The organism is Methylovorus sp. SPW-M1 (assembly GCF_053848825.1).
In genome coordinates this window covers 976,859-997,186 of sequence record NZ_CM132626.1, presented here as the reverse complement: position 1 = coordinate 997,186, position 20,328 = coordinate 976,859, and the positions used below count along the sequence as shown (strand labels likewise).

The following is a 20,328-nucleotide window of genomic DNA, read 5'->3' as shown; positions in this document are numbered from 1 at the left end:
TGATGGAGTCGCCAGGCAAGCTTATGCATAGCGGACGAGGCGGCGGTAGACCGCCAATGTATTGGCCGCCATGACGGGCAATGTCAATTGCCGGGCGGCAAACTCTCGGGCAGGTTGCTGCAAGGCCGCCCATTCTGTGCGCCTGCTCAGCCAGTGGCAGAGGCGCGAGCGCAAGCTGGCAACATCTTCCGTGGGTACAATAAAGTCAGGGGCAAGCACTTCGTTGGCAACAGGCACATCCGTAGCTAACACGCATGTGCCCAGCAACAAAGCCTCGTTGCAGACATAGGAAAAACCCTCCCGCCGTGAGCTAATCAGCACGGCGTCGGCTGATCGCATCAGGCTGGGCGCATCGTCCCGGTGGCCGGTCAAAACGCATCGTGTAATGGTGTTCAAGCTCTGCGCGCGCTTTGTCAGTCGTGCATGCTCCGGCCCGTCACCCACAATCAGCACCGCCAGTGGCAAGCCGTCCACCGCCTCCAGCAAAAGATCAAAGCCCTTGGCTTGTACCAGGCGACCCACTGCGACCAGCACGGGGTAATCTGCCGGCAATGCAAATTGTTGCCTGATATCCAGCGCTGCGGCCTCAGGTGCAACAATGCCGTTATACACCACGGAGGTTTTTTCCGGCGGCAGCGACGCGGCTAATTGCCGGCTGACCGCGATGACATGATCGAATCGGGCATAGAGACGCACATCGCGCTTGATATTGTGCAGGGTGGCGAGTACGGGCAAGGCTAACCATGGCCGCAACTGATTAACCAGAGAGGCGGCTTTGCTGGCCTGGGCATGCACCAGATCATAGCCGCCGCGACGCAAGGCCAGCAGGAGCTTTAACAGCAACCATGGGTGATAGCGGCCCAGATGCGCGGGTATCGGCATCCGTCCGATATTGGCAGGCAAACTTGCCAGAAAGGCGGCGGGTGCGGCAACGGTGATGTCATGCCCCTGACGCACCAGTTCGCTGGCGAGTTCACGCACATGCTTTTCCAGCCCGCCATTGCCACGGCTTGCCATGACCATGCAGATATTCATGCGGGCGCTACCTGCTGTGGCAAGCTGGTGAGTTCGTGATAAATCGCCAAGGTGTTTTCCAGCATGGTCTGCAAGCGGAACACCCGGTTTTCCGGCACCTGCGGTGGCTGTTGCAGCCATGCCAGACTGAGTCTCAGCGCCGCATCCAGATCGCCCACGGCTATCGCGCCCTGTGGCAGCAACGCGGCCAGCTGCTCGGCCACGCCGCCATGCGCATAGGCAATCACCGGCACGCCCATGCTGAGTGCTTCCATGCTCACCCGGCCAAACGCTTCCGGCTGCCGGGAAAGGGAAAACACCATATGCGACATCGCCATGATGTCGCGGATATCCTGCCGATGGCCGGTAAAGGTGATGCAGTCTGCGATACCCAGACCTTGGGCCTGCAGCTTCAGCTCGTCCAGATACGCTGCCTTGCCCGCCTGCACATCGCCCACCACCAGACCGTGCACATTGGCACCTTGCTGCCGGAGCTGCGCCAGCAAGGTAATGAAATCCTCCTGGCCTTTCCAGCGGGTGAGCCTGGCAGGCAAGGTCAGCAGCTGGCGCCCCTGGGTTTCAGGATAATCGCGATACCACGCCTCCAGCCAATCGGCCCTGGGTTGATAGCCATGGCGATGCACGTCAGGGTCCACGCCCCGGTAATTCAGGCGCAATCGGCCCGCATCCACCGGGTAATGCTGCAAGACATAATCGCGGATCATGTTGGAAATGACGATCACGCGCTCGCCCTTGGTCATGACCGCACTATAGGCAGACACCGAATAGGTGCCATGCACTGTGGTCACCAGGCGCGGGCGTTTGGCAGGGTCCATGCCCTTCCATGCCAGATAGCAGATCCAGGCCGGAAAACGCGAACGCACATGCAGAATATCCACGGCATGCTCGCGCAGAAAGTGGCGCAATGGCCGCACCAGACGCAGGCTTAAAAAGGATTTGTGGCCGACCGGCCATTGAACATGTTCGCTGCCCTGCTGTTCCAGCTGCTCTACCAGACGGCCGCCAGCGGACATCACCAGCGAACGGTGGCCCTGCTGCACCAGGTAATGCCCCAGCTCCAGCGTGCCGCGCTCCACGCCGCCAGATTCCAGCGCAGGCAGCACTTGCAGCACGGTGAGTCTTTTGTGGGTCATGCGAAACAGCTCAGGCGATGGTTGCTGTCGCCACCTGTGGCACGGAGGCTGGCACTGGCTGCAACCAGCGACGCAGTATCCAGTTGGCGCAGCGGTCCGCTTCGGTAAAACCGGCGACCGGGTGCAGGCGCTGCTGATAGTGGGCATCGCTATCAAAGCGCACGATCATGCCTTGCTGCAGCAAGTGCTCCACGCCGCGCGATACCCGGTTTTCCTGCTTCAGAGGCAAGTTCAGCAGCCCCACCGCCACTTGCGCCGTCAGTGCTTCGTAGACCATGGAAACCGAATCTTCCGAGACCCAGGCGGTGGCAGACTGCGCCAGCTGCTCGGCAACCCAGCCCGGCTGGGTCTGGCTGAAAGGCACCACGCGCAGATTGGGGGCTGACAGGCTATGCAGACCGACGATGAAATCCGCCGGCGTGCGACGCGAGGTGGTCAAGGTGTACTGCATCCATGGGCGATGGGCGAGCAACTGGCGAATCTGGGACAACATGTTCACAGTATCCCAGCCGTAATGGCGCGAGGGCCCGCCTATCATGATCAGGGTTTTGTTTTCCTCATGCCGGCCTTCGGCATGCAAGGGATTCAGTACGCCGCGTGTTTCGATGTAATTGCCGCCGCCACGATAACGGTCATGCTGGGGAATCAGGCACAGATCAAACAGGGCAACCGGCAGACTGGGTTGCATCAGCACCACGGCCTTGCCGCCATAAGCGCGTCGCGCCGCCAGCATGGGCAGGTGAGTGCGATGCCCGGCGCCGATGATCAGATCCGGCAAAGGCAAGCCACGCGCAAATGGCCAGGTCGCGCTGGCAACGTTGAACAGCGATTCCACTTGCCCGCTCACCCGTATATCAAACGACTCGCAGGCCTGATGGCGCTGCAGGGATTTGACCAAGCCCAGCGTCTGGGTTTCGTGCCCGGGCTTTCCATCCAGCAGACGCCAGACGACGATGGGATTAACGGAGGTGCTCATTTCATGGGTGCCTTGGATATGCATGGTCAGCATGTGAACAAGGCCGACACTAGACATCGACCTGCGCACGACTGCCGCACACTATAGGCAGGCTTTATTGCGGGCTGACGTCAGAAAGATGACAGCCGCGTGATGGCGGGCTGGAAGTGACAAAGACAGCACATAAAAAAATCCCGAACCGCGTTCACGATTCGGGATTCTGTTAGCTCAGGGACATTAGCGCTATTTCTACTGAACGTTGTCCAGCAACTGCTGGCGCCCCTGCGCATCCAGCTTGCCGTACATGCGATTGATACCGCTGACCACGGCGAGTATGGATGAGGTGACGAGATTCTGGTGCAGGCCTGCGCCATAGACGCTGCCTGCGATGCCTGTCATGCCGAGTTCAGCAAATGCCACAGCCTGGGCATCGGCGCCACCGGTCATGGCACGCTCTTCGTAATCCAGAATATTCACCGGGTAACCCAAGGCATGCACCAGTGCATCTATCGGCCCATTGCCCTCGCCTTCACGCACCACGGTTTCGCCATGCAGGCGCACGGTGAGCTTGATATGTTGCCGGCCAGCATGCTCGGTCAATTCGTGACCGACATAATGCAAGGGCTCCCTGGCAAACAGGTACTCGGCTTCAAACAGCTGCCAGATCCCTTCGGCTGACACTTCCTGCCCGGTGGCATCGGTCAGCTTTTGCACCGCGGCGCTGAACTCCACCTGCATGCGGCGCGGCATGGACAGGCCGTAACCGCTCTCAAGCAGATAGGCAATGCCGCCCTTGCCGGACTGGCTGTTGACGCGAATGATGGAATCATAAGTGCGGCCGACATCATGCGGATCTATCGGCAGATATGGGACCTCCCACAAGGTATCCGGTTGTTGCGCGGCAAAACCCTTCTTGATCGCATCCTGATGTGATCCGGAAAACGCGGTAAACACCAGGTCACCGGCATAAGGATGACGCGGATGCACCGGCAACTGGGTGCAGTCTTCCACCGTGCGCGCAATGGCATTGATATTGGAGAAATCGAGCCCGGGATGCACGCCCTGGGTGTAGAGATTCAAGGCCAGGCTGACCAAGTCCACATTGCCCGTGCGTTCGCCATGACCAAACAAACAGCCTTCGATACGGTCCGCCCCAGCCATCACGGCAAGCTCGGCAGCGGCGACGGCCGTGCCACGGTCGTTGTGCGGGTGCACGCTCAGAATCACGCTATCGCGGCGGGCGAGGTTGCGGTGCATCCACTCAATCTGGTCTGCGTAGAAATTCGGCGTGCCGACTTCAACCGTCGCGGGCAGATTCAGGATCACTTTGCGCTCGGGCGTGGCGCCCCAGGTCTCGGTCACGGCGTCGCAGACTTCCTTGGCAAAGTCGAGTTCGGTGGCGGTAAAGGTTTCCGGGCTGTACTGGAATACCCATTCCGTCTCCGGCTGTTGCTCGGCCAATTCGCGAATCAGGCGAGCGCTGTCGACCGCCAGCTGCTTGACCTGTGGCTTATCCATGCGGAACACGATGCGCCGGAACTCAGGAGCCGTGGCGTTGTAGACATGCACAATGGCACGCCGCGCGCCACGCAAGGCCTCGAAAGTGCGGCGAATCAGGTCTTCACGCGCCTGCGTCAACACTTCAATGGTGACATCGTCCGGGATATGCTTTTCTTCGATCAGCCTGCGCACGAAGTCAAAATCGGTTTGCGAGGCCGAGGGAAAGGCGACTTCAATCTCCTTGAAGCCGATCTGCACCAGCATCTTGAACATGCGCATCTTGCGCTCGGCGTTCATGGGCTCAAACAAGGCCTGGTTGCCATCGCGCAGGTCGGTACTCATCCAGATGGGAGGATGGGTAATGGTCTTGCCTGGCCATTGCCGGTCAGCCAGTGCCACCGGCGTAAATGGCCGGTATTTCTTATTTGGTTGCTTCAACATCATGGTCATTCCTGTTCTTGATAATTCGTTACTAGACAAAGACGTAGTCTGTGGCACACAGGTTGTCAGGCAGCCACCGGCACATGGCCTGACAACCGGTCATTAGTCGTTCGCAAAGCAAAAACACAATATTCAACATGGGGTCGCTCTTTCTGAAATAGCGATGGATCAGCCCCGGTCTCACACGAGACGGGCAGCGGGTAAAGCCAACAATAGGGGGAGAATTTAGATGCGCGCGACGCGCAGCAGTCGCAGGCCGAGGAGGTCGGCCAGCTGCAAGGAGAGTGCGGAGATGTTCAAAATTTGACGCATGGCAGCATCTTAATCAATCTGCCGCCATGCGTCAAACAGCAAAAAACGCTATCAGGCCAGATGCTTGCGGATTTCCTGCGCTGCCTGATTAAGGGCAGCACGGGTTGGTGGCGTCAGGGCCAGGGCATTCAGCAAGCCAAAATCATGTATGGTGCCTATATAACGGGTGGCGGTGACTTTTACACCCGCCTCATTCAGCAGCCGGGCATAGGCTTCGCCTTCATCGCGCAGCACATCGCATTCTGCGGTCTGGATCAAGGCAGGCGGCAAGCCCTGCAACTGCTCCGGATCAGCCCTCAAGGGCGATGCATAGACCTCGGCGCGCGATTCCTCATTGGTCGTGTAATTGTCCCAGAACCACTTCATCATGTTGCGCGTGAGGAAATAGCCATCTTCAAAATCGTCGTATGAGCCGGTATCGAAATTGCTATCGGTCACCGGCCAGAACAAGGTTTGATGCCGAATGGTCGGGCCGAAACGGTCTTTTGCCATCAGGCAGACTGCGGTGGCCATATTGCCGCCGGCGCTATTGCCAGCGACGGCCAGCCGCTGACCATCCAGCCCTACCTCGTATCCATTTTCAGCTATCCATTTGGTAGCGAGATAGGCCTGAATCACCGCTGTCGGATACTCCGCCTCGGGCGACCGTGTGTAATTGACGAACACCACCGCACAGCCTGACAGCACGGCAATGTCACGTACCAGGCGTTTATGCGTAGGGAAATCGCCCAGCACCCAGCCTCCACCGTGAAAGAACATCACCACCGGCAAAGGCGCCGTGCCGGAGGCCGCGGGGCGTACGATATCGAGCTCGATGACGTGGCCTTCGCAATCGATCGTCAGTTGCCGGGTGTCGATGCCGCTGAGGTCGACCACGGTTTCCTGTTGCGCCTGTTCCAGCACCTGCCGTGCTTCGGCTGGGCTCAGCTTCTCCATGGGGGTGCTATCAGCATCGGCCAATGTTTGCAAAAAGGCACGCGTTTCAGGGTCCATCCCGCGGTATGGGTCTTGTGTAAAGGGTTTAATCAAGGGATCAAGTATGTTCACAATATCTCTCCATCACAGGGTGAAAAACCGCTTTTGTAGCGGTGCATCGGGATATTGTGGCGGCATTGAACGCGAGGCGGTGCCCGCCGCTGGCTGATTTGCTTGTAGGCGTATCTTGCCGTTTAGGTGGTAAATGAAATGAAAAGGCTGGCCACATGCCGGGCCAGCCTTTTTTCAGTATGGCGGACGATCCGCCATCAGGGCGTATTAAAAAGTGCCTTTCTGGATGAACTCGACCTTGTAACCATCGGGGTCTTCAATAAAGGCAATGACCGTGGTGCCGTGCATCATGGGACCAGCCTCACGAACAACCTTGCCGCCTGCCTGCTTCACGGCTTCACAGGCTTTGTAGGCATCGTCCACCTCGATGGCGATATGGCCATAGGCATTGCCCTTGTCGTAACTTTCGGTGCCCCAGTTATAGGTCAGCTCCAGCACGGTGTTGTCCTGTTCGTTGCCGTAACCGACAAACGCCAGGGTGAATTTGCCGTCCGGGTATTCGTGTTTGCGCAACACCTGCATGCCCAGCACCTGGGTGTAAAACGCAATGGATTTATCAAGATTGCCGACGCGCAGCATGGTGTGTAACAGTCGCATGGTCTCTCCTCATGGCAGTTTATTGTTGAATTAACTGCCCTATTATAAGCCTTCGCTATAGGCCTTTGCAGACTTATAGGCCTATGCGGTCTGCTGCTGAAGCCAGTCACGATAAAGCTCAGGCTCACCGCGCAAACTTCCGGCTTCCCCCTGATAGCCTGCCGTGCCATGTACGGGATAGAACTGCCAGCGCAGCTCCAGCGTCTCGCGCTCCCGCGTGCGGCTGAAGTCACGGATGAAGGCATTCACATGCTGCAGCAAGGTATAGCTGGCCGGATCATCGGCGACAGCCACCGTGTAATACCAGGGGCTGGGCGCGATATTGCCATTGAGCAACTCAATGCGGCCATGCCAGGGACTGTCCTTGCCATTGCAGGCCCAGGCAAAGATGGGCTGGTCTACGGCAAAGGCGTCGATCTTGCCGTCGGCAAGCGCATCGTGAATGATGGACTGATCGGTGTAGGCAATCAGGTTGGCCAGCCGTATGGTGCCGCGCTCCTCGCGCTTGTGTTTGCTCCAGCGCAGGCCTGCCGCCTCCAGCGTGGCAAAGGCGCCAGGGTCATTGATGCAGCCCAGCACCTTGCCCTGCAGACTGCCCAGGCCGCTGATGCGCTCATCCCCTGCCCGCCGCGCCAGCATGTAATGCAGATAGGTATAGGCATCGGAATAGGCGACCTTGTAATAGCTGGCACTGGGCGGCAAGGCACTCCACACCAGATCCGCCTCCGGTTCGCCGCGACTGCGGCCGATATGCAGCAAATCCACGCATTGATCCCAGGCATGCTCGATAAACTCGATCTGCACGCCGAGGTAACGCGCAAAGGCCGTAGCATATTCCACATCCAGTCCGCGCAATGCTTCGCCGGGGCGCAGCCGGAACGACAAGCCCTTGAATGAAGGCTCAATCGCCACGCGCAAAACCCCGCGCTGCAAAATATCGTTCAGGCGATCATAAGCCTGAGGTTTGTAGCCGCCGTCCTTGCGCAGTACACGCGCCAGATGCAGGGGCAGTTGCAGCTCGGTGACGCCAGCGCTTTTCTGCAAATCTTCAGCCAGCTCCCTGGCCCAGGCCACTTTGACGCGCTGCCCCTGGTAACTGCCGCGATCCAGATGGTGCATGGTCTCGATCACCTTGCCATGCTCCACCAGTGTCTGCATGGAAGTGCGTATCTCGCCAAACGCCTGCTGCACCTTGGAAAACGCCGCCACCGTCTGCTTGTCCACCTGGTCGACGTTTTCGCGGCTGGAATGCCCGAAGCCAATCAGCTGCTGCTGAAAATCCTTGAAATCCAGCATCTGCGAGACTTCATTCGCATTCTGGACGGTATGCCGCGCCAGCTGGCGCACATGATCCGCCACCACACTGAAACTGCGCCCGGCCTCGCCGGCGTGCGCGGCCTGTATGGCGGCATTGACGGCAATCAGCTCCAGTTCGCGGCCCACGCGCTCCAGGCCACGCACCACCTCATTCACCTTGGTCAGTTTTTCTGACAAACTTTGCTCCAGTTGCCACAGGCCTTGCGACAACTCACTGCTGGCTTGCGAGAAATCCTGCTGGGATTGCTCGCGCAGCTGTTCGGCCTCGTGCATGCTGGTTTGCATACGCTCGGTGACCGCCTCCACTTCCATGCTCATTGCACCAACACGGTTCTCCACTTCGACAAAACGCGCCGACTGGGTGCTTTCGGTATTGAGCAATTGGCGCATCAGATGCGAGAGCCGCGCACCCAGGCCGGCAATGCTGATGTTGGCATCTGGCGGGCGTGTCGACATGGCAGACGTCGCTGGCGCAGCAGATACGCTGCGATCAGGCGCCTCATAAGAGGTAAGCGAAGAGGAAACCGGCGTCATGTTAATCCCAGGCAATGAAGTCCGTGCAATGGACGATATGGCTGTATGCAGGCAAAAATTATGCCTGAAGATTAACAATGTTTACTTCTATGAAAAATTCCCGCCTGGATAAAACGGAGGAACTCAGGCTTTGCCGACCAGCTTCAGGTATTTCTGATAGAGCTGATCGCGGTTTTCCACGACATCCGGATCCAGGGGAATACAGCTGACCGGGCAGACATCCTGGCACTGCGGTTTATCGAAATGCCCCACACACTCGGTGCAAAGGGCAGGATTGATGACGTAGATTTCAGCGCCCTGGGAAATGGCGCCATTTGGGCAAGCCGGTTCGCACACATCGCAATTGATGCATTCATCGGTAATCATTAATGCCATGGAAAAAAACCCTATCGACCCGCCGCGTGGTCCAGTTTGCGCTGGATATGCGCCTGCACCAGCGGGGAGACAAAATTGCTGACATCGCCATTGAGCCGGGCGATCTCCCGCACCAGACTGGCAGAGATAAACATGTATTGCTCAGCTGGTGTCAGGAAAAGCGTTTCCACTTGGGGAAACATATTGCGATTCATGCCCGCCAGCTGGAACTCGTATTCAAAGTCAGACACCGCGCGCAAGCCGCGTATCACCACACGGGCACCCTGCGCCTGCACGAACTCCATCAGCAAGCCCGAAAAGCCCATCACGTGGACGTTGGAGCAATCCTGCAAGACCTCAGAGGCCATGGAGACGCGCTCGTCCAGCCCAAAGAAAGGTGACTTGCCCGGACTTTGCGCCACGGCCACAATCACCCGGTCAAACAGGCCCGCCGCGCGGCGCACGATATCCTCATGACCGCGGGTGATGGGATCAAACGTGCCAGGGTAGACGACGGTCAGGCCGCCAGAAGATTCATTCGTTTGCATCCGCCAATTTTAACAGGTGATAGCAAACATTGCCCGCTTTGCCGCTTTTCAGCACCTGCCACGGCGCGCTGTCTGCCAGCACGTACTCGGCTTCGACATACACCCGGCCATCGGGTGCCAGCAAAGTGGCAACCGCTGGCAACAGCTTGTCCAGCCAGCCCTGGTTGTAGGGCGGATCCAGAAAAATCACATCAAAACTGCCAGCCTCCAGTTTGGCGGATGGCGCACTCAGCAGCTGCGCGGCATCGGCATTGAGCAGGCTGGCGCCATCGGCGCTTAGCAGGGTTTTGCTCGCCTGCAAGGCGCGAAATGCGGGCAGGGATTTCTCCACCATCACCACTTCACGGGCGCCACGCGACAACGCCTCAAAGCCCAGCGCACCGGTGCCGGAAAACAGGTCCAGACAACGCATGCCATGCAGATCCTGCCCCAGCCAGTTGAACAGGGTCTGCCGCACGCGATCTGGCGTCGGGCGCAAACCGGGGCCATCGGGGAAACTCAACAGGCGGCTGCGCCAGGTGCCACCGCCTATGCGTACCTTGTTGACTCCGCCCGCTTTGCTGACAGCCTTAGTTGCCACCGACCACCACCGTGACCAGTTTGTGGGTATCAATACGGCGACTGAATGCATCCTTGATCTGGGCCGTGGTCACGCTATTGATATTCTTGTTGAAATCTTCCAGATAGGTCAGCGGCAGCTTGTAGAAGCCGATCACTGCCAGGTAATCCAGAATCTTGCTGTTGCTGTCGAGGCGCAATGGAAAACCACCGGTGATATTCTGCTTGGCAGCCACCAGCTCGGCTTCGGTCACGCCGCCCTGCATGAACTTGTCCAGGGTCTGCTCCACCACTTTCATCGCTTCCGCAGATTGCTCGCGCTTGGTTTGCAAACCGATCTGGAATGGCCCCAGCTCGGCCATGGGCATGAAGTAGCTATACACGCTGTAGACCAGCCCGCGCTTCTCGCGCACTTCTTCGGTCAGGCGTGAAACAAAGCCGCCGCCACCGAGAATGTAATTTCCGACATAGAGGGGAAAGTAATCCGCATCGCCGCGCTTGACACCAGGGTAACCCAGCAGAATATGGGACTGGGTGGCCGGATGCTGGATGCGCTCATCGACGGCACGCTCAGGGAAAGTCACTGCGGGCAAAGCCGGTTGCGCCTCCACGGCAGGCAGCTTGGCGGTGAGGCGCTCGGCAATCTGGTTCGCTTCTTCACGGGTCATGTCACCTATCATGGCAATCACCGCGCCTTTAGCGCCGTAGTGCTGCTGGTAAAACGCCTGCAGATCATCCCGCTTGAGGGCGGCAATGGTTTCCGGCTCACCACCGTCATCCAGCGCGTAAGGGTGCTTGCCGTACAAGGCTTTCATGAAGGCTTTGCTGGCGATGCTTTCAGGCTGGGTCGCCGCTTCCTGCAGACCGGCAATGGCGCGGGCTTTCTCGCGCTCCAGTGTCGCCTGTGGAAAATCCGGCTGTTGCAGTACCTTGGCAAAGATATCCAGCGCCTGCTCGCGCTCGCGGGCCTGACTCAGGGTGCGCAGCTTGAAGGCGGCACGGTCTGCATCCAGCTCGCCGCCCATGATGGCACCGACATCAGCCATCTTGCGCGAGATTTCCTCATCGCTCATCCCGGCCGCGCCCAGGGTCATCAGATAGCGCGTCATGCCTGCCAGGCCGGATTTATCGGCCACATCGCGCGCGCTGCCCGCAGCAAAATTGACGCTGAGATCAATGATGGGCAAATCGTGATTTTCAACAAAGTAAACATCGGCGCCATTGGCGGTTTTCCATTGCTGGATATTCACCGCCGCCTGGGCAGAGACGCTCAACAGCACGGCGGCCATGCCTGTCAGGCATTTTGCGTAAAGTTTTTTGATCAACATGGGGTTACCTTTGAATTCCGTAAGTTCAGTGTCCGGGCTGGCGTGAAAACCGCCAAGTCCGCGCTATAGGCTTAATGATCGCTGGGCCGGCCCTTGGGCTTGGCGTTAGGATCAATCGGCTGCGGATCCAGCGTCGCCACGGTGAGGTTGTCACGCGTGAGATATTTGCGCGCCACTTCCTGCACCTGCTGCGGTGTCACCTGCTTCAGCTTCTCGGGGTAATCCTTGAGAAAGCGCCATGAGAAACCGATGGTTTCAAGCTGGCCAATCTGCATGGCCTGGTTGAACATGGAGTCGCGTTGGTACACATCCGCCGCAATCACCTGCGCCTTGACGCGGTTCAGCTCATCCTCGGTAACACCGGATTGCTTGATATCCTCGATCTGCTGCAAGAGCGCAGCCTCAATGTCAGCGGCCGTCTTGCCTTCACTGGGCGAGCCATCCAGCTCAAACAGGCTGGTCGCACCGCGCTGGGTAAGATCATAGCCTGCGCCCACATCCACGGCGATCTGCTGGTTGCGCACCAGATTCTGCGTCAGGCGGGCCGACGCATTGCCATCCAGCACACCGGCCAGTATCTCCAGCGCGTAGGGTTCCCAGTCATTCACCGGATCACGCAGGGCTGGCACATGGTAGCCCATCAGCACATAAGGCAAGCGGGCTGGCGCCTTGACGATCAGACGACGCTCACCTTTTTGTGCGGGTTCCAGCTGCGGCTTGCGTACCGGCAATTTGCGCGGCTTCAGCGGGCCAAAATATTGCTGGGCGAGCTTGTAGACTTCCTGCGCCTTCACATCACCGACCACGACTACGGTCGCATTGTTGGGGGCGTACCAGTTGTTGTACCACTCGCGTGCATCTTCCACGGTCATGTTTTCAAGGTCATTCATCCAGCCCACCACCGGGCGGGCATAGGGGTGCGCCTGAAACACCACAGACTGATATTGCTCGGCCACGGTGGATTGCGGCTTGTCTTCCGTGCGCCAGCGGCGCTCTTCCATCACCACCTTGATTTCCTTGGAGAACTCTTCCTTGGTCAATTGCAGATTGGCCATGCGGTCAGATTCGAGCTTGAATGACAGTGGCAGCTTGGATTTTTCCAGCTGCTGGTAATACGCGGTGTAATCACGGCTGGTAAAGGCATTTTCACGGCCACCTGCCGCGGCCACCAGGCGGGAGAACTGGCCTGGCTTCACGTTTTTGGTGCCTTTGAACATCATGTGTTCCAGCAAGTGGGCCACGCCGGTCTTGCCGTTCACTTCATCAATACTACCAGCGCGGTACCACACCTGCGACACCACGACCGGGGAGCGATGATCTTCCTGCACGATCAGACGCAGGCCATTGCTAAGCTTGAATTCCTGGGTTTCTGCGGCGGCAACGCCGGGTAATGTGACACTGGGCACCAGGCCCAGCAGCATGACGATCCTGACTAATTTGCGACTCAACACCTTATTGTTCTCCTTTGATTAGAGCAGCGAACACGCCTCGCGATGCATGCATGCATGGCATTATCCCCTCGCGCGAACCTGTTCCTTGCTCTTCAGCATCATTATAGCCAAGGCACCCGGCGGCCCGACCAACTTTCAAGCCGACGTGCCTTGTGCCATGCAACGTACAGGCGTCTGACCCATGCCCCGGGACTTAGTTTCGCGGTGCGATGGCATGAATAGATTCGTGCATGGGCGGCGGAATACGACTAAAATAAGGCGAAATTCTAGTTGAAGCGTATGTTCGATTTTTTCAAAAAAGACAAGACCCCCCCTCCCACGCCAGATGTGCCAGCCAGCACCCCTGCGCCCGAGACTCCCGCCGCTCCAGCCCCCACGGAATCTGCCGCTGAAAACAAGCTGAGCTGGACCGAGCGCCTGAAAAACGGCCTGGCAAAAACACGCAGCCAGCTGGGCAATCAGCTGGCCAGCCTGTTTGGTGGCGGCAAGATCGATGAAGATGTATACGAAGAGCTGGAAACCATCCTGCTCACCTCTGATGTTGGCGTCGCCGCCACGCAAGCCCTGCTGGAACAGATACGCCAGCGCGTGAAGCGCCAGAGCCTGAGCGACACCACCCAGCTGAAACAGGCCCTGAAAGACGCCCTGCTGGAATTACTGGCCCCGCTGGAAAAACCGCTGGTAACCACCACCCACCAGCCGTTTGTCATCATGCTGGCCGGCGTCAATGGTGCAGGCAAAACCACCAGCATCGGCAAGCTGGCCAATCTGTTTCAGGCGCAAGGCAAATCCGTGCTGATCGCAGCCGGCGACACCTTCCGTGCCGCCGCTCGCGAGCAATTGCAGGCCTGGGGTGATCGCAACAATGTGCATGTGGTTGCCCAGGAAAGTGGCGATCCGGCAGCAGTGATTTTTGATGCAGTGAACTCCGCCAAGGCACGCAATATTGATATCGTGCTGGCCGACACCGCCGGCCGCCTGCCAACCCAGCTCAATCTGATGGAAGAAATTCGCAAGGTGCAGCGCGTGATCGGCAAGGCATTGCCGGGCGCGCCGCATGAAATCCTGCTGGTGCTGGATGCCAACACCGGCCAGAACGCCATCAGCCAGGTCAAGGCGTTTGATGATGCCCTGGGTGTGACCGGCCTGGTGCTGAGCAAGCTGGATGGCACGGCCAAGGGCGGTGTGATCGCGGCGATTGCCCAGGCGCGGCCCATCCCCATCCGTTATATCGGCGTGGGCGAAAGCATCGCCGACCTGCGGCCGTTCAAGGCAGAGGAATTTGTAGATGCGCTGTTTTCGTGATGCGCTTTTCATACACGCTGCGCAGGAGCCGAGATGATTAAATTTGACCAGGTCAGCAAACGCTACCCCGGCAGTGAGCAAATCCTGCGCAATGTCAGTTTCAGTATTGAGCCAGGCGAACTGGTATTTGTTGCGGGAGCGTCAGGTGCCGGTAAAAGTACATTACTCAAGCTGATCGCCGCCACCGAGCGGCCAACCTCAGGCACCGTCCTGATCGGCAACCAGAATGTCAGCAAGCTGCGTGCCGCAGCGCTGCCCTTTTTGCGCCGCAAATTCGGCCTGGTGTTTCAGGATCACAAACTGCTTTACGACCGCAACTGCTTTGAAAATGTCGCCTTGCCGCTTTATATCAATGGCATTACCGGTCATGAAGCCGGCAAGCGCATACGCGCCGCGCTGGACAAAGTCGGCCTGCTGGGCAAGGAAAAAGCCATGCCCATTACCCTGTCAGGTGGCGAACAGCAGCGGCTGGCGATTGCCCGCGCCGTGGTCAGTCGGCCGTCGATCCTGATTGCCGATGAACCGACCGGCAACCTGGATGAAGGCTATGCCGAAGAAATCATGGCGATCTTCTACGCCTTTCAGCAGGTGGGCGTCACCGTGATCGTGGCGACACATGACCAGCATGAAATCGCGAACTCAGGGGCACGCGTGCTGCGCCTGGAGCAAGGAACCCTGACAGCATGAAACATTGGATAAATCAGCACACGCAGGCTTTGCGCCTGGTATTTGGTCGCATGCGTCACCGCCTGCTCGCCACGCTGGTGATGTGGTGCGTGATGGGCGTGACCGTATGCCTGCCCGCCATCCTGTTTGTCATCGTGGATAACCTGAACCGCCTGACCGGCAATATCAGCACCGAACCGCAAATCAGCGTCTTCATGAAACTGGATGCCGAGCCGGGCAGCGTTACACGCCTGCAGCAATGGCTCACCCAGCAGAAGGATGTAGCCCGCGTTACGTTCATCAGCAAGGATGCCGCCTGGAAACAGCTGCAGCAGGAAACAGCTGGCGCCATCAATCTGGAGAAAAATCCCCTGCCTGATGCCTTCCAGGTCGCTCCGCGCAACCATGATCCGGCCGCAATTGAGGCCCTGCAATCCCGCATACAAAAGCAGCCCAGTGTAGAACTGGCGCAGATGGATGCCACCTGGATCAAGCGCCTGTACGCGATATTGGAGCTGAGCAAGAAGGCCTTGCTGGTGCTGGTGGGCTTGCTCGGCTTTGCCCTGCTCGCCATTATTGGCAACACCATCCGCCTGCAAGTCGTCACGCAACGCGAGGAGATCGAAGTCAGCAAGCTCATCGGCGCCACCAATCGATTCATCCGTCGCCCATTCCTGTATGCAGGCATGGTATATGGCCTTGGCGGCGGCATTGCCGCCCTGCTGCTGCTGGCGGGCGTGATTGAGCTCTTTAATTATTCGATTGCCGACATCGCCGCCCTGTATGCCAGTGATTTTCATCTCGGCATGCCACAGCCGTTTGTTTGTCTGGCCATCGTCCTGATCCCGGTCGCCCTGGGCTGGCTAGGCTCCTATGTCGCCGTTGGTCGCTCGCTTGCCAAGCTTGAATCCAGCCGCTGAGCCCCCATCTTTTTTTCATTATGCAAACCGTCAAGAAAATCGCCACCTCCCGCATGCCCACCTCGCATGGGGATTTCACCTTACATATCTATCGATCAGACAATGATCCGCAAGGCCTGCAAGACCAGGTGGCCCTTGTTGCTGGCGAACTGAAGCCAAGCCAGGAAGAAGTGCTGGTACGCCTGCACTCCGAATGCCTGACCGGCGATGTCCTGGGGTCCAGACGTTGCGATTGCGGCGAACAACTCGCCAAGTCGCAAGAAACCATTTCAAAAGCCGGCTGCGGCGTGATTCTCTACCTGCGCGGACACGAAGGCCGTGGCATAGGCCTAGCCCATAAAATCAAGGCTTATGCCCTGCAAGACCAGGGGCGCGACACAGTACAAGCCAATCTGGAACAAGGCCTGCCGATTGATGCCCGCAGCTACGAACTGGCCGCCGCCATGCTGCGCGACCTGGGGCTGCAACGCATCCAGCTGCTGACCAACAACCCTGAAAAAGTCACCCGCCTGCAGGCAGCAGGCATTTCCGTCAGCCGTCGCGTACCGCTGCTGATCACCCCCAACCAGAATAACGCCGAATACCTGCAAACCAAGCGGACCAAGCTGGGGCACTATCTTTAATAGTCGCATTAGCTTGTGCATGCAGACCGCCCTGTTTCACCAGTTGCACAAGTCACATCTTCAATAATCCTCTAACATTTCCGGCATGTGTACTTACATGCCAAAACATCCAGCGCTTTACCTGAAGCGAATCGGTGCGACCGGTCGATCTACTCCGACCGGTCCACTAAGTTTCTACAACTATTTCGCTTATATACCGGCTGCCTAATTTTATTGATGGCAGCTAGGAAAGGTGCTGCCATGAAATCTAAGAATACAACTCCAAAATTGATCAGTAAACGCGAGTTCAATCGCCGCAAGGTTGCCCTGCAGGAAAAGCATGCATGGCTTATTAAGGACAACTCTTTCGATATTCGGCCTGGTTGGATCCATCTCCTCGATAACACATTGACGAAAATAAAGAGTTCTCTAAATAAAGAGGATATTGAGGAATCGCGTTTGGTGTTTTTATATACAGGTACTCGCTCTAAACTCCAAATCTTTGTTGAGGGAGTAAAACTCTCGCCACGTCGACTCAAACTGATTGATCATCTAATTGATAGCGCTGCCTTGGATAGCGAGCTCACATGTCCCAAATGTGGTCATGTATATATCAGCCGTGGGCTCTTTAGATCCGCATACACATGCGAAGCTCATCGCGAATTTGACGGTGATTTTTCCGAGGATCAACGGCGCTACATTAATTTGAAAAAACAGGAAAATGAATTTGATCCCAAGGGACTAGATGAAGAGGATGATACTAAAGCAACGGAGGAGGACAAGAAAGCTGCGACCGCTCCAATCAATGTGTTGCCTACAGAGACGGATGGCCCATTGATGCACCTTTATAATGTCGAAGATGTCATCCGTATAAAAGATTCTCTTAATACCAGATCAGCAGATTCTGACTGCCGCAATCGACTTAAAGCCATATGCGAGGAAATGATCAAACGTGGAGGCTACCGGCCATATTGCCAGCTGCCTGAACCTAAAGTATTCATTGATCTCATTCAACGTTTTCCTAACTTCAAAGAAACAATCGAGTTAGTGTGTAGCTCTGTTGCACTGGCTAAGCTTGGGGACGGCCGGCTTGAAATCCCGCCACTACTACTTATTGGTCCACCAGGCATTGGGAAAACACAAGTCGCCAACGAAATTGCTTCATTAATTAAAACGGACTTCTTAGAAGTTCACATTGAATCCGAGCAAAATGGAGCCACAATTGCTGGGAGTAGCGAATTCTGGGGCAACACCCAAACTGGCCTGATCTTCAGGGCGCTGACGAGCGGAAAAACAGCCAATCCGGTAGTCCTAGTCGATGAGTTAGACAAAGCAGCAAAAGATTCCCGATTTGATCCTTTAGGAGGCTTGTATAGTTTGCTGGAGCGGGAAACGGCAAAACGATTTGAAGACCAATCGATTAGGGGACTTCCTATTGATGCCTCAGGAATTATCTGGGTGATGACGGCCAACGATGAAAGGTTGATTCCTGAGCCTATCCTGAGCCGTGCCATGGTTCATTATATTCGACCACCTACCCGGGAAGAATCAATCCCCATTGCGCAGAGTATTTATAACTCGATTAGGAAGAGCCGGCCATGGGGAGATCACTTTAGTCCAGGCCTAGGTATTGACGTAGCAGAAAAACTAGCAGGTATGCATCCCAGACGAATGAAAGTCTGCCTGCTTAGTGCATTCGGCCAAGCCGCAATTGCAGCCAGGGACTATCTTTGTATCAAAGACGTCCCTATTGGGAATAATGAAAGTACTCGTATCGGATTTATATGAGGCAAGCGCTTATCTGAGAAGCATCATGAGGTTGTTGGATTTGATTGCTAAGTTGTGTAAGCTCAATACCATTCTTGAGTATCAACGTATTATTGCAAAAAGCACTACCGTCAGGATCAAGCTCAACAACAAGCTCGGCCAGAAGCCTAGAAGAAATAACCACGACATTGTCCCTAATACAAAAAAGACTCAAGGTGTTAATCCAGAGTCTCTGTGTAAATGGTGGCAGCTCTGGGAGTTGAACCCAGCACCAATTCTACAATTCTGTATACCTAATGATAAGAGCGTTGAAGCGATACCCCACAATTCGGGAGGGTGAAAGCACTTGATCAATAACCGGTCTTCTCCAAGCATCAGCTATTGCATCGCCCCCCTCTTGTGAGGCCGCATTTTTCAGAAAGTCTATAGCTTTCTTATCATCCAGATCCTTTTGATAATAAGTTATTTCTCCAATTTCGATATATCGCTTTTTTGGATCGGAACCTTCTGCTATTTGAAAATGCATTTTCCAATCTCTTATAGCTTCAGGCCTATTAAGTGCATTCCAGGTTTTGTAATAAACCTCAATACTCTCTGATGGAGTTCTCACAGAATAGTTGTTATTTGGATAACGTTTAATGAAGGGTGAGCCAGCAACTTTCTGATCTATGTTGTCTTCCTGCATGGCAATTTTGCCAGTAGTACATCCTACGATTACAAAAGCACTTAATAGGAAAATAATAAAGCTCTTTAAAGTCATAATTTTATTACACGAATAAGACGAAAACTAGTTTAACGCGACAAGGTCTTTAGCTACTACCGTCTGTTCATGGAACCGCGAACTTTCACGGCGCTGCCAAATGACCATTTACACAAAAATATTTACACATCTTTAATACTACGAAGACAGGCTAGATAAAGAGTTGTTACAATTTCTCAGGCGACTAAAGAATTCTAAAAGTGAAGTAATATCCCCAATTTCAGGCTAAAAATCAACTCTAGATTAGCATTGCACTCAAAAAAGTAAGCAATCAAACTTAAAAGCAAACCCATAAAATAATTGAACATTATGAAATTACCATGCAAATCCTATGATAATTATAAATAAAAGTCAGATTATTTAAGAGTTTGCTAGAGACAAAAGCTATTTATATCTTGGGGCCGGTTGAGAGCTACTAAACCCTTGCGCTAGGTGTCCACGGGCATGTTCAAAATTTTGCCACAGTGTAATGTCATGCAGGGATGGCATAGTAATCAGCTCTCTTCGATCAAAACCAACTAGAGCAGCATCAACCATGTCCTCAACTTCCATGACATCGGGCACCAAACTGATATCACCCCCAGCACGCTCAAAGATCTCAGTACGGGTTGCAGCTGGCAATACAGCCTGAATATAAACCCCTTTCGCACTGACCTCTGCAGACAGGCTTTGTGAGAGGGTCATCACGTAGGACTTGGTGGCAGCATAAATGCCGGGCGAATATTCAGGAGCAATAGCTAGGCCAGAGGCGATATTGATAATGGCGCCGTTACCCCGTTCCACCATCTTACCGATAACTGCGGATGCGAGTAATGTTGGAACCAACACATTAATTTCTATCAATCTGCCCAATGCGGCTATATTTGCACTGGCAAACTCACCAATCAAGCCCGCGCCCGCATTGTTAACAAGAATATCAATGGCTGGGTTATCTTTAAGGCGGTTTAGTACAGATTCTAGTTGAGCACCATCGGTAAGATCGGCTGTGATAACTTCTGTATTTATTCCATATGAGCTACGCAGTTCTGACGCAAGTAGTTCGAGACGATGAGTTGCACGCGCCACCAGAACAAGGTTGTGGCCACGAGCAGCAAAACGTTTAGCATAAACGGCGCCAATACCACTTGATGCGCCTGTGATAAGGGTGGTTGTCATTCAAATTCTCCTAAATTATGCTGCAATCAATGAATAGCATCGA

The 20,328-nt window shown here is 55.7% G+C and carries 19 protein-coding genes; 5 read left to right on the top strand and 14 right to left on the bottom strand.

What is annotated here, in order from left to right:
- Positions 1-21: 21 nt before the first annotated feature.
- The 12 genes from ACWWD9_RS04680 to ACWWD9_RS04625 all read right to left on the bottom strand — a co-directional run bounded on the left by ACWWD9_RS04680 (position 22) and on the right by ACWWD9_RS04625 (position 13,080).
- A complete protein-coding gene (locus tag ACWWD9_RS04680; protein ID WP_455867878.1) occupies positions 22-1,035 on the bottom strand; it encodes a glycosyltransferase in 1,014 nt (337 codons plus the stop codon).
- Entirely contained in the window at positions 1,032-2,168 is a 1,137-nt protein-coding gene (locus ACWWD9_RS04675; RefSeq protein ID WP_455867877.1) for a glycosyltransferase family 4 protein, read from the bottom strand. Before ACWWD9_RS04675 ends, ACWWD9_RS04680 begins: the two co-directional genes overlap by 4 nt.
- Positions 2,169-2,178: 10 nt before the next feature.
- Positions 2,179-3,144: a mitochondrial fission ELM1 family protein gene (locus ACWWD9_RS04670; RefSeq protein WP_455867876.1), complete on the bottom strand. Its 966-nt coding sequence runs from the start codon at positions 3,142-3,144 to the stop codon at positions 2,179-2,181.
- 228 nt (positions 3,145-3,372) lie between these two features.
- Positions 3,373-5,064, bottom strand: a complete 1,692-nt coding sequence (leuA, locus tag ACWWD9_RS04665; RefSeq protein WP_455868135.1) for a 2-isopropylmalate synthase — start codon at positions 5,062-5,064, stop codon at positions 3,373-3,375.
- Between the two features lie 363 nt (positions 5,065-5,427).
- Complete coding sequence (locus ACWWD9_RS04660) at positions 5,428-6,423, bottom strand: alpha/beta hydrolase (protein WP_455867875.1); 996 nt, start codon at positions 6,421-6,423, stop codon at positions 5,428-5,430.
- A gap of 207 nt (positions 6,424-6,630) precedes the next feature.
- Positions 6,631-7,020, bottom strand: coding sequence for a lactoylglutathione lyase (gloA, locus tag ACWWD9_RS04655; protein ID WP_159355300.1), 390 nt, complete (start codon positions 7,018-7,020; stop codon positions 6,631-6,633).
- A gap of 81 nt (positions 7,021-7,101) precedes the next feature.
- Complete coding sequence (locus tag ACWWD9_RS04650; protein ID WP_455867874.1) at positions 7,102-8,871, bottom strand: methyl-accepting chemotaxis protein; 1,770 nt, start codon at positions 8,869-8,871, stop codon at positions 7,102-7,104.
- A gap of 123 nt (positions 8,872-8,994) precedes the next feature.
- Positions 8,995-9,246, bottom strand: coding sequence for a YfhL family 4Fe-4S dicluster ferredoxin (locus ACWWD9_RS04645; protein WP_015830523.1), 252 nt, complete (start codon positions 9,244-9,246; stop codon positions 8,995-8,997).
- Positions 9,247-9,257: 11 nt separating this feature from the next.
- On the bottom strand, positions 9,258-9,773 hold the full coding sequence (gene coaD, locus ACWWD9_RS04640; protein ID WP_159355298.1) for a pantetheine-phosphate adenylyltransferase: 516 nt from the start codon (positions 9,771-9,773) through the stop codon (positions 9,258-9,260).
- The gene (gene rsmD / locus ACWWD9_RS04635) at positions 9,760-10,353 is read right to left on the bottom strand and encodes a 16S rRNA (guanine(966)-N(2))-methyltransferase RsmD (protein WP_455867873.1); all 594 of its coding nucleotides are present in this window, start codon (positions 10,351-10,353) and stop codon (positions 9,760-9,762) included. The genes coaD and rsmD overlap by 14 nt, the downstream gene beginning before the upstream one ends.
- Positions 10,343-11,659 (bottom strand): M16 family metallopeptidase, encoded by a 1,317-nt coding sequence (locus tag ACWWD9_RS04630; RefSeq protein WP_455867872.1) that lies wholly within the window; start codon positions 11,657-11,659, stop codon positions 10,343-10,345. Before ACWWD9_RS04630 ends, rsmD begins: the two co-directional genes overlap by 11 nt.
- Positions 11,660-11,730: 71 nt before the next feature.
- On the bottom strand, positions 11,731-13,080 hold the full coding sequence (locus tag ACWWD9_RS04625) for a M16 family metallopeptidase (RefSeq protein ID WP_015830527.1): 1,350 nt from the start codon (positions 13,078-13,080) through the stop codon (positions 11,731-11,733).
- Positions 13,081-13,389: 309 nt separating this feature from the next.
- Between ACWWD9_RS04625 and ftsY the strand changes: the two genes are divergently transcribed.
- The 5 genes from ftsY to ACWWD9_RS04600 all read left to right on the top strand — a co-directional run bounded on the left by ftsY (position 13,390) and on the right by ACWWD9_RS04600 (position 18,391).
- Positions 13,390-14,415, top strand: coding sequence for a signal recognition particle-docking protein FtsY (gene ftsY / locus ACWWD9_RS04620; protein WP_015830528.1), 1,026 nt, complete (start codon positions 13,390-13,392; stop codon positions 14,413-14,415).
- A gap of 33 nt (positions 14,416-14,448) precedes the next feature.
- A complete protein-coding gene (gene ftsE, locus ACWWD9_RS04615) occupies positions 14,449-15,102 on the top strand; it encodes a cell division ATP-binding protein FtsE (RefSeq protein ID WP_159355296.1) in 654 nt (217 codons plus the stop codon).
- Positions 15,099-16,001: a permease-like cell division protein FtsX gene (ftsX, locus tag ACWWD9_RS04610; protein WP_455867871.1), complete on the top strand. Its 903-nt coding sequence runs from the start codon at positions 15,099-15,101 to the stop codon at positions 15,999-16,001. The genes ftsE and ftsX overlap by 4 nt, the downstream gene beginning before the upstream one ends.
- Positions 16,002-16,021: 20 nt before the next feature.
- Positions 16,022-16,624, top strand: coding sequence for a GTP cyclohydrolase II (gene ribA, locus ACWWD9_RS04605; protein WP_455867870.1), 603 nt, complete (start codon positions 16,022-16,024; stop codon positions 16,622-16,624).
- 240 nt (positions 16,625-16,864) lie between these two features.
- Entirely contained in the window at positions 16,865-18,391 is a 1,527-nt protein-coding gene (locus ACWWD9_RS04600; RefSeq protein WP_455867869.1) for an AAA family ATPase, read from the top strand.
- 256 nt (positions 18,392-18,647) lie between these two features.
- On the opposite strand, the gene ACWWD9_RS04595 is transcribed toward ACWWD9_RS04600, so the two are convergent.
- Together ACWWD9_RS04595 and ACWWD9_RS04590 are read right to left on the bottom strand one after the other, a co-directional pair.
- Positions 18,648-19,130: a hypothetical protein gene (locus ACWWD9_RS04595; RefSeq protein ID WP_455867868.1), complete on the bottom strand. Its 483-nt coding sequence runs from the start codon at positions 19,128-19,130 to the stop codon at positions 18,648-18,650.
- Between the two features lie 384 nt (positions 19,131-19,514).
- On the bottom strand, positions 19,515-20,285 hold the full coding sequence (locus ACWWD9_RS04590) for an SDR family NAD(P)-dependent oxidoreductase (protein ID WP_455867867.1): 771 nt from the start codon (positions 20,283-20,285) through the stop codon (positions 19,515-19,517).
- Between the last annotated feature and the right edge of the window lie 43 nt (positions 20,286-20,328).

Bases quoted from the DNA above. Each gene is read 5' to 3' on its own strand.
- ACWWD9_RS04680 (WP_455867878.1), bottom strand. From the start codon at position 1,035: ATGAATATCTGCATGGTCATGGCAAGCCGTGGCAATGGCGGGCTGGAA.
- ACWWD9_RS04675 (WP_455867877.1), bottom strand. From the start codon at position 2,168: ATGACCCACAAAAGACTCACCGTGCTGCAAGTGCTGCCTGCGCTGGAA.
- ACWWD9_RS04670 (WP_455867876.1), bottom strand. From the start codon at position 3,144: ATGAGCACCTCCGTTAATCCCATCGTCGTCTGGCGTCTGCTGGATGGA.
- leuA (WP_455868135.1), bottom strand. From the start codon at position 5,064: ATGTTGAAGCAACCAAATAAGAAATACCGGCCATTTACGCCGGTGGCA.
- gloA (WP_159355300.1), bottom strand. From the start codon at position 7,020: ATGCGACTGTTACACACCATGCTGCGCGTCGGCAATCTTGATAAATCC.
- ACWWD9_RS04650 (WP_455867874.1), bottom strand. From the start codon at position 8,871: ATGACGCCGGTTTCCTCTTCGCTTACCTCTTATGAGGCGCCTGATCGC.
- ACWWD9_RS04645 (WP_015830523.1), bottom strand. From the start codon at position 9,246: ATGGCATTAATGATTACCGATGAATGCATCAATTGCGATGTGTGCGAA.
- coaD (WP_159355298.1), bottom strand. From the start codon at position 9,773: ATGCAAACGAATGAATCTTCTGGCGGCCTGACCGTCGTCTACCCTGGC.
- ACWWD9_RS04630 (WP_455867872.1), bottom strand. From the start codon at position 11,659: ATGTTGATCAAAAAACTTTACGCAAAATGCCTGACAGGCATGGCCGCC.
- ACWWD9_RS04625 (WP_015830527.1), bottom strand. From the start codon at position 13,080: ATGCTGCTGGGCCTGGTGCCCAGTGTCACATTACCCGGCGTTGCCGCC.
- ftsY (WP_015830528.1), top strand. From the start codon at position 13,390: ATGTTCGATTTTTTCAAAAAAGACAAGACCCCCCCTCCCACGCCAGAT.
- ftsE (WP_159355296.1), top strand. From the start codon at position 14,449: ATGATTAAATTTGACCAGGTCAGCAAACGCTACCCCGGCAGTGAGCAA.
- ftsX (WP_455867871.1), top strand. From the start codon at position 15,099: ATGAAACATTGGATAAATCAGCACACGCAGGCTTTGCGCCTGGTATTT.
- ribA (WP_455867870.1), top strand. From the start codon at position 16,022: ATGCAAACCGTCAAGAAAATCGCCACCTCCCGCATGCCCACCTCGCAT.
- ACWWD9_RS04600 (WP_455867869.1), top strand. From the start codon at position 16,865: ATGAAATCTAAGAATACAACTCCAAAATTGATCAGTAAACGCGAGTTC.
- ACWWD9_RS04595 (WP_455867868.1), bottom strand. From the start codon at position 19,130: ATGACTTTAAAGAGCTTTATTATTTTCCTATTAAGTGCTTTTGTAATC.
- ACWWD9_RS04590 (WP_455867867.1), bottom strand. From the start codon at position 20,285: ATGACAACCACCCTTATCACAGGCGCATCAAGTGGTATTGGCGCCGTT.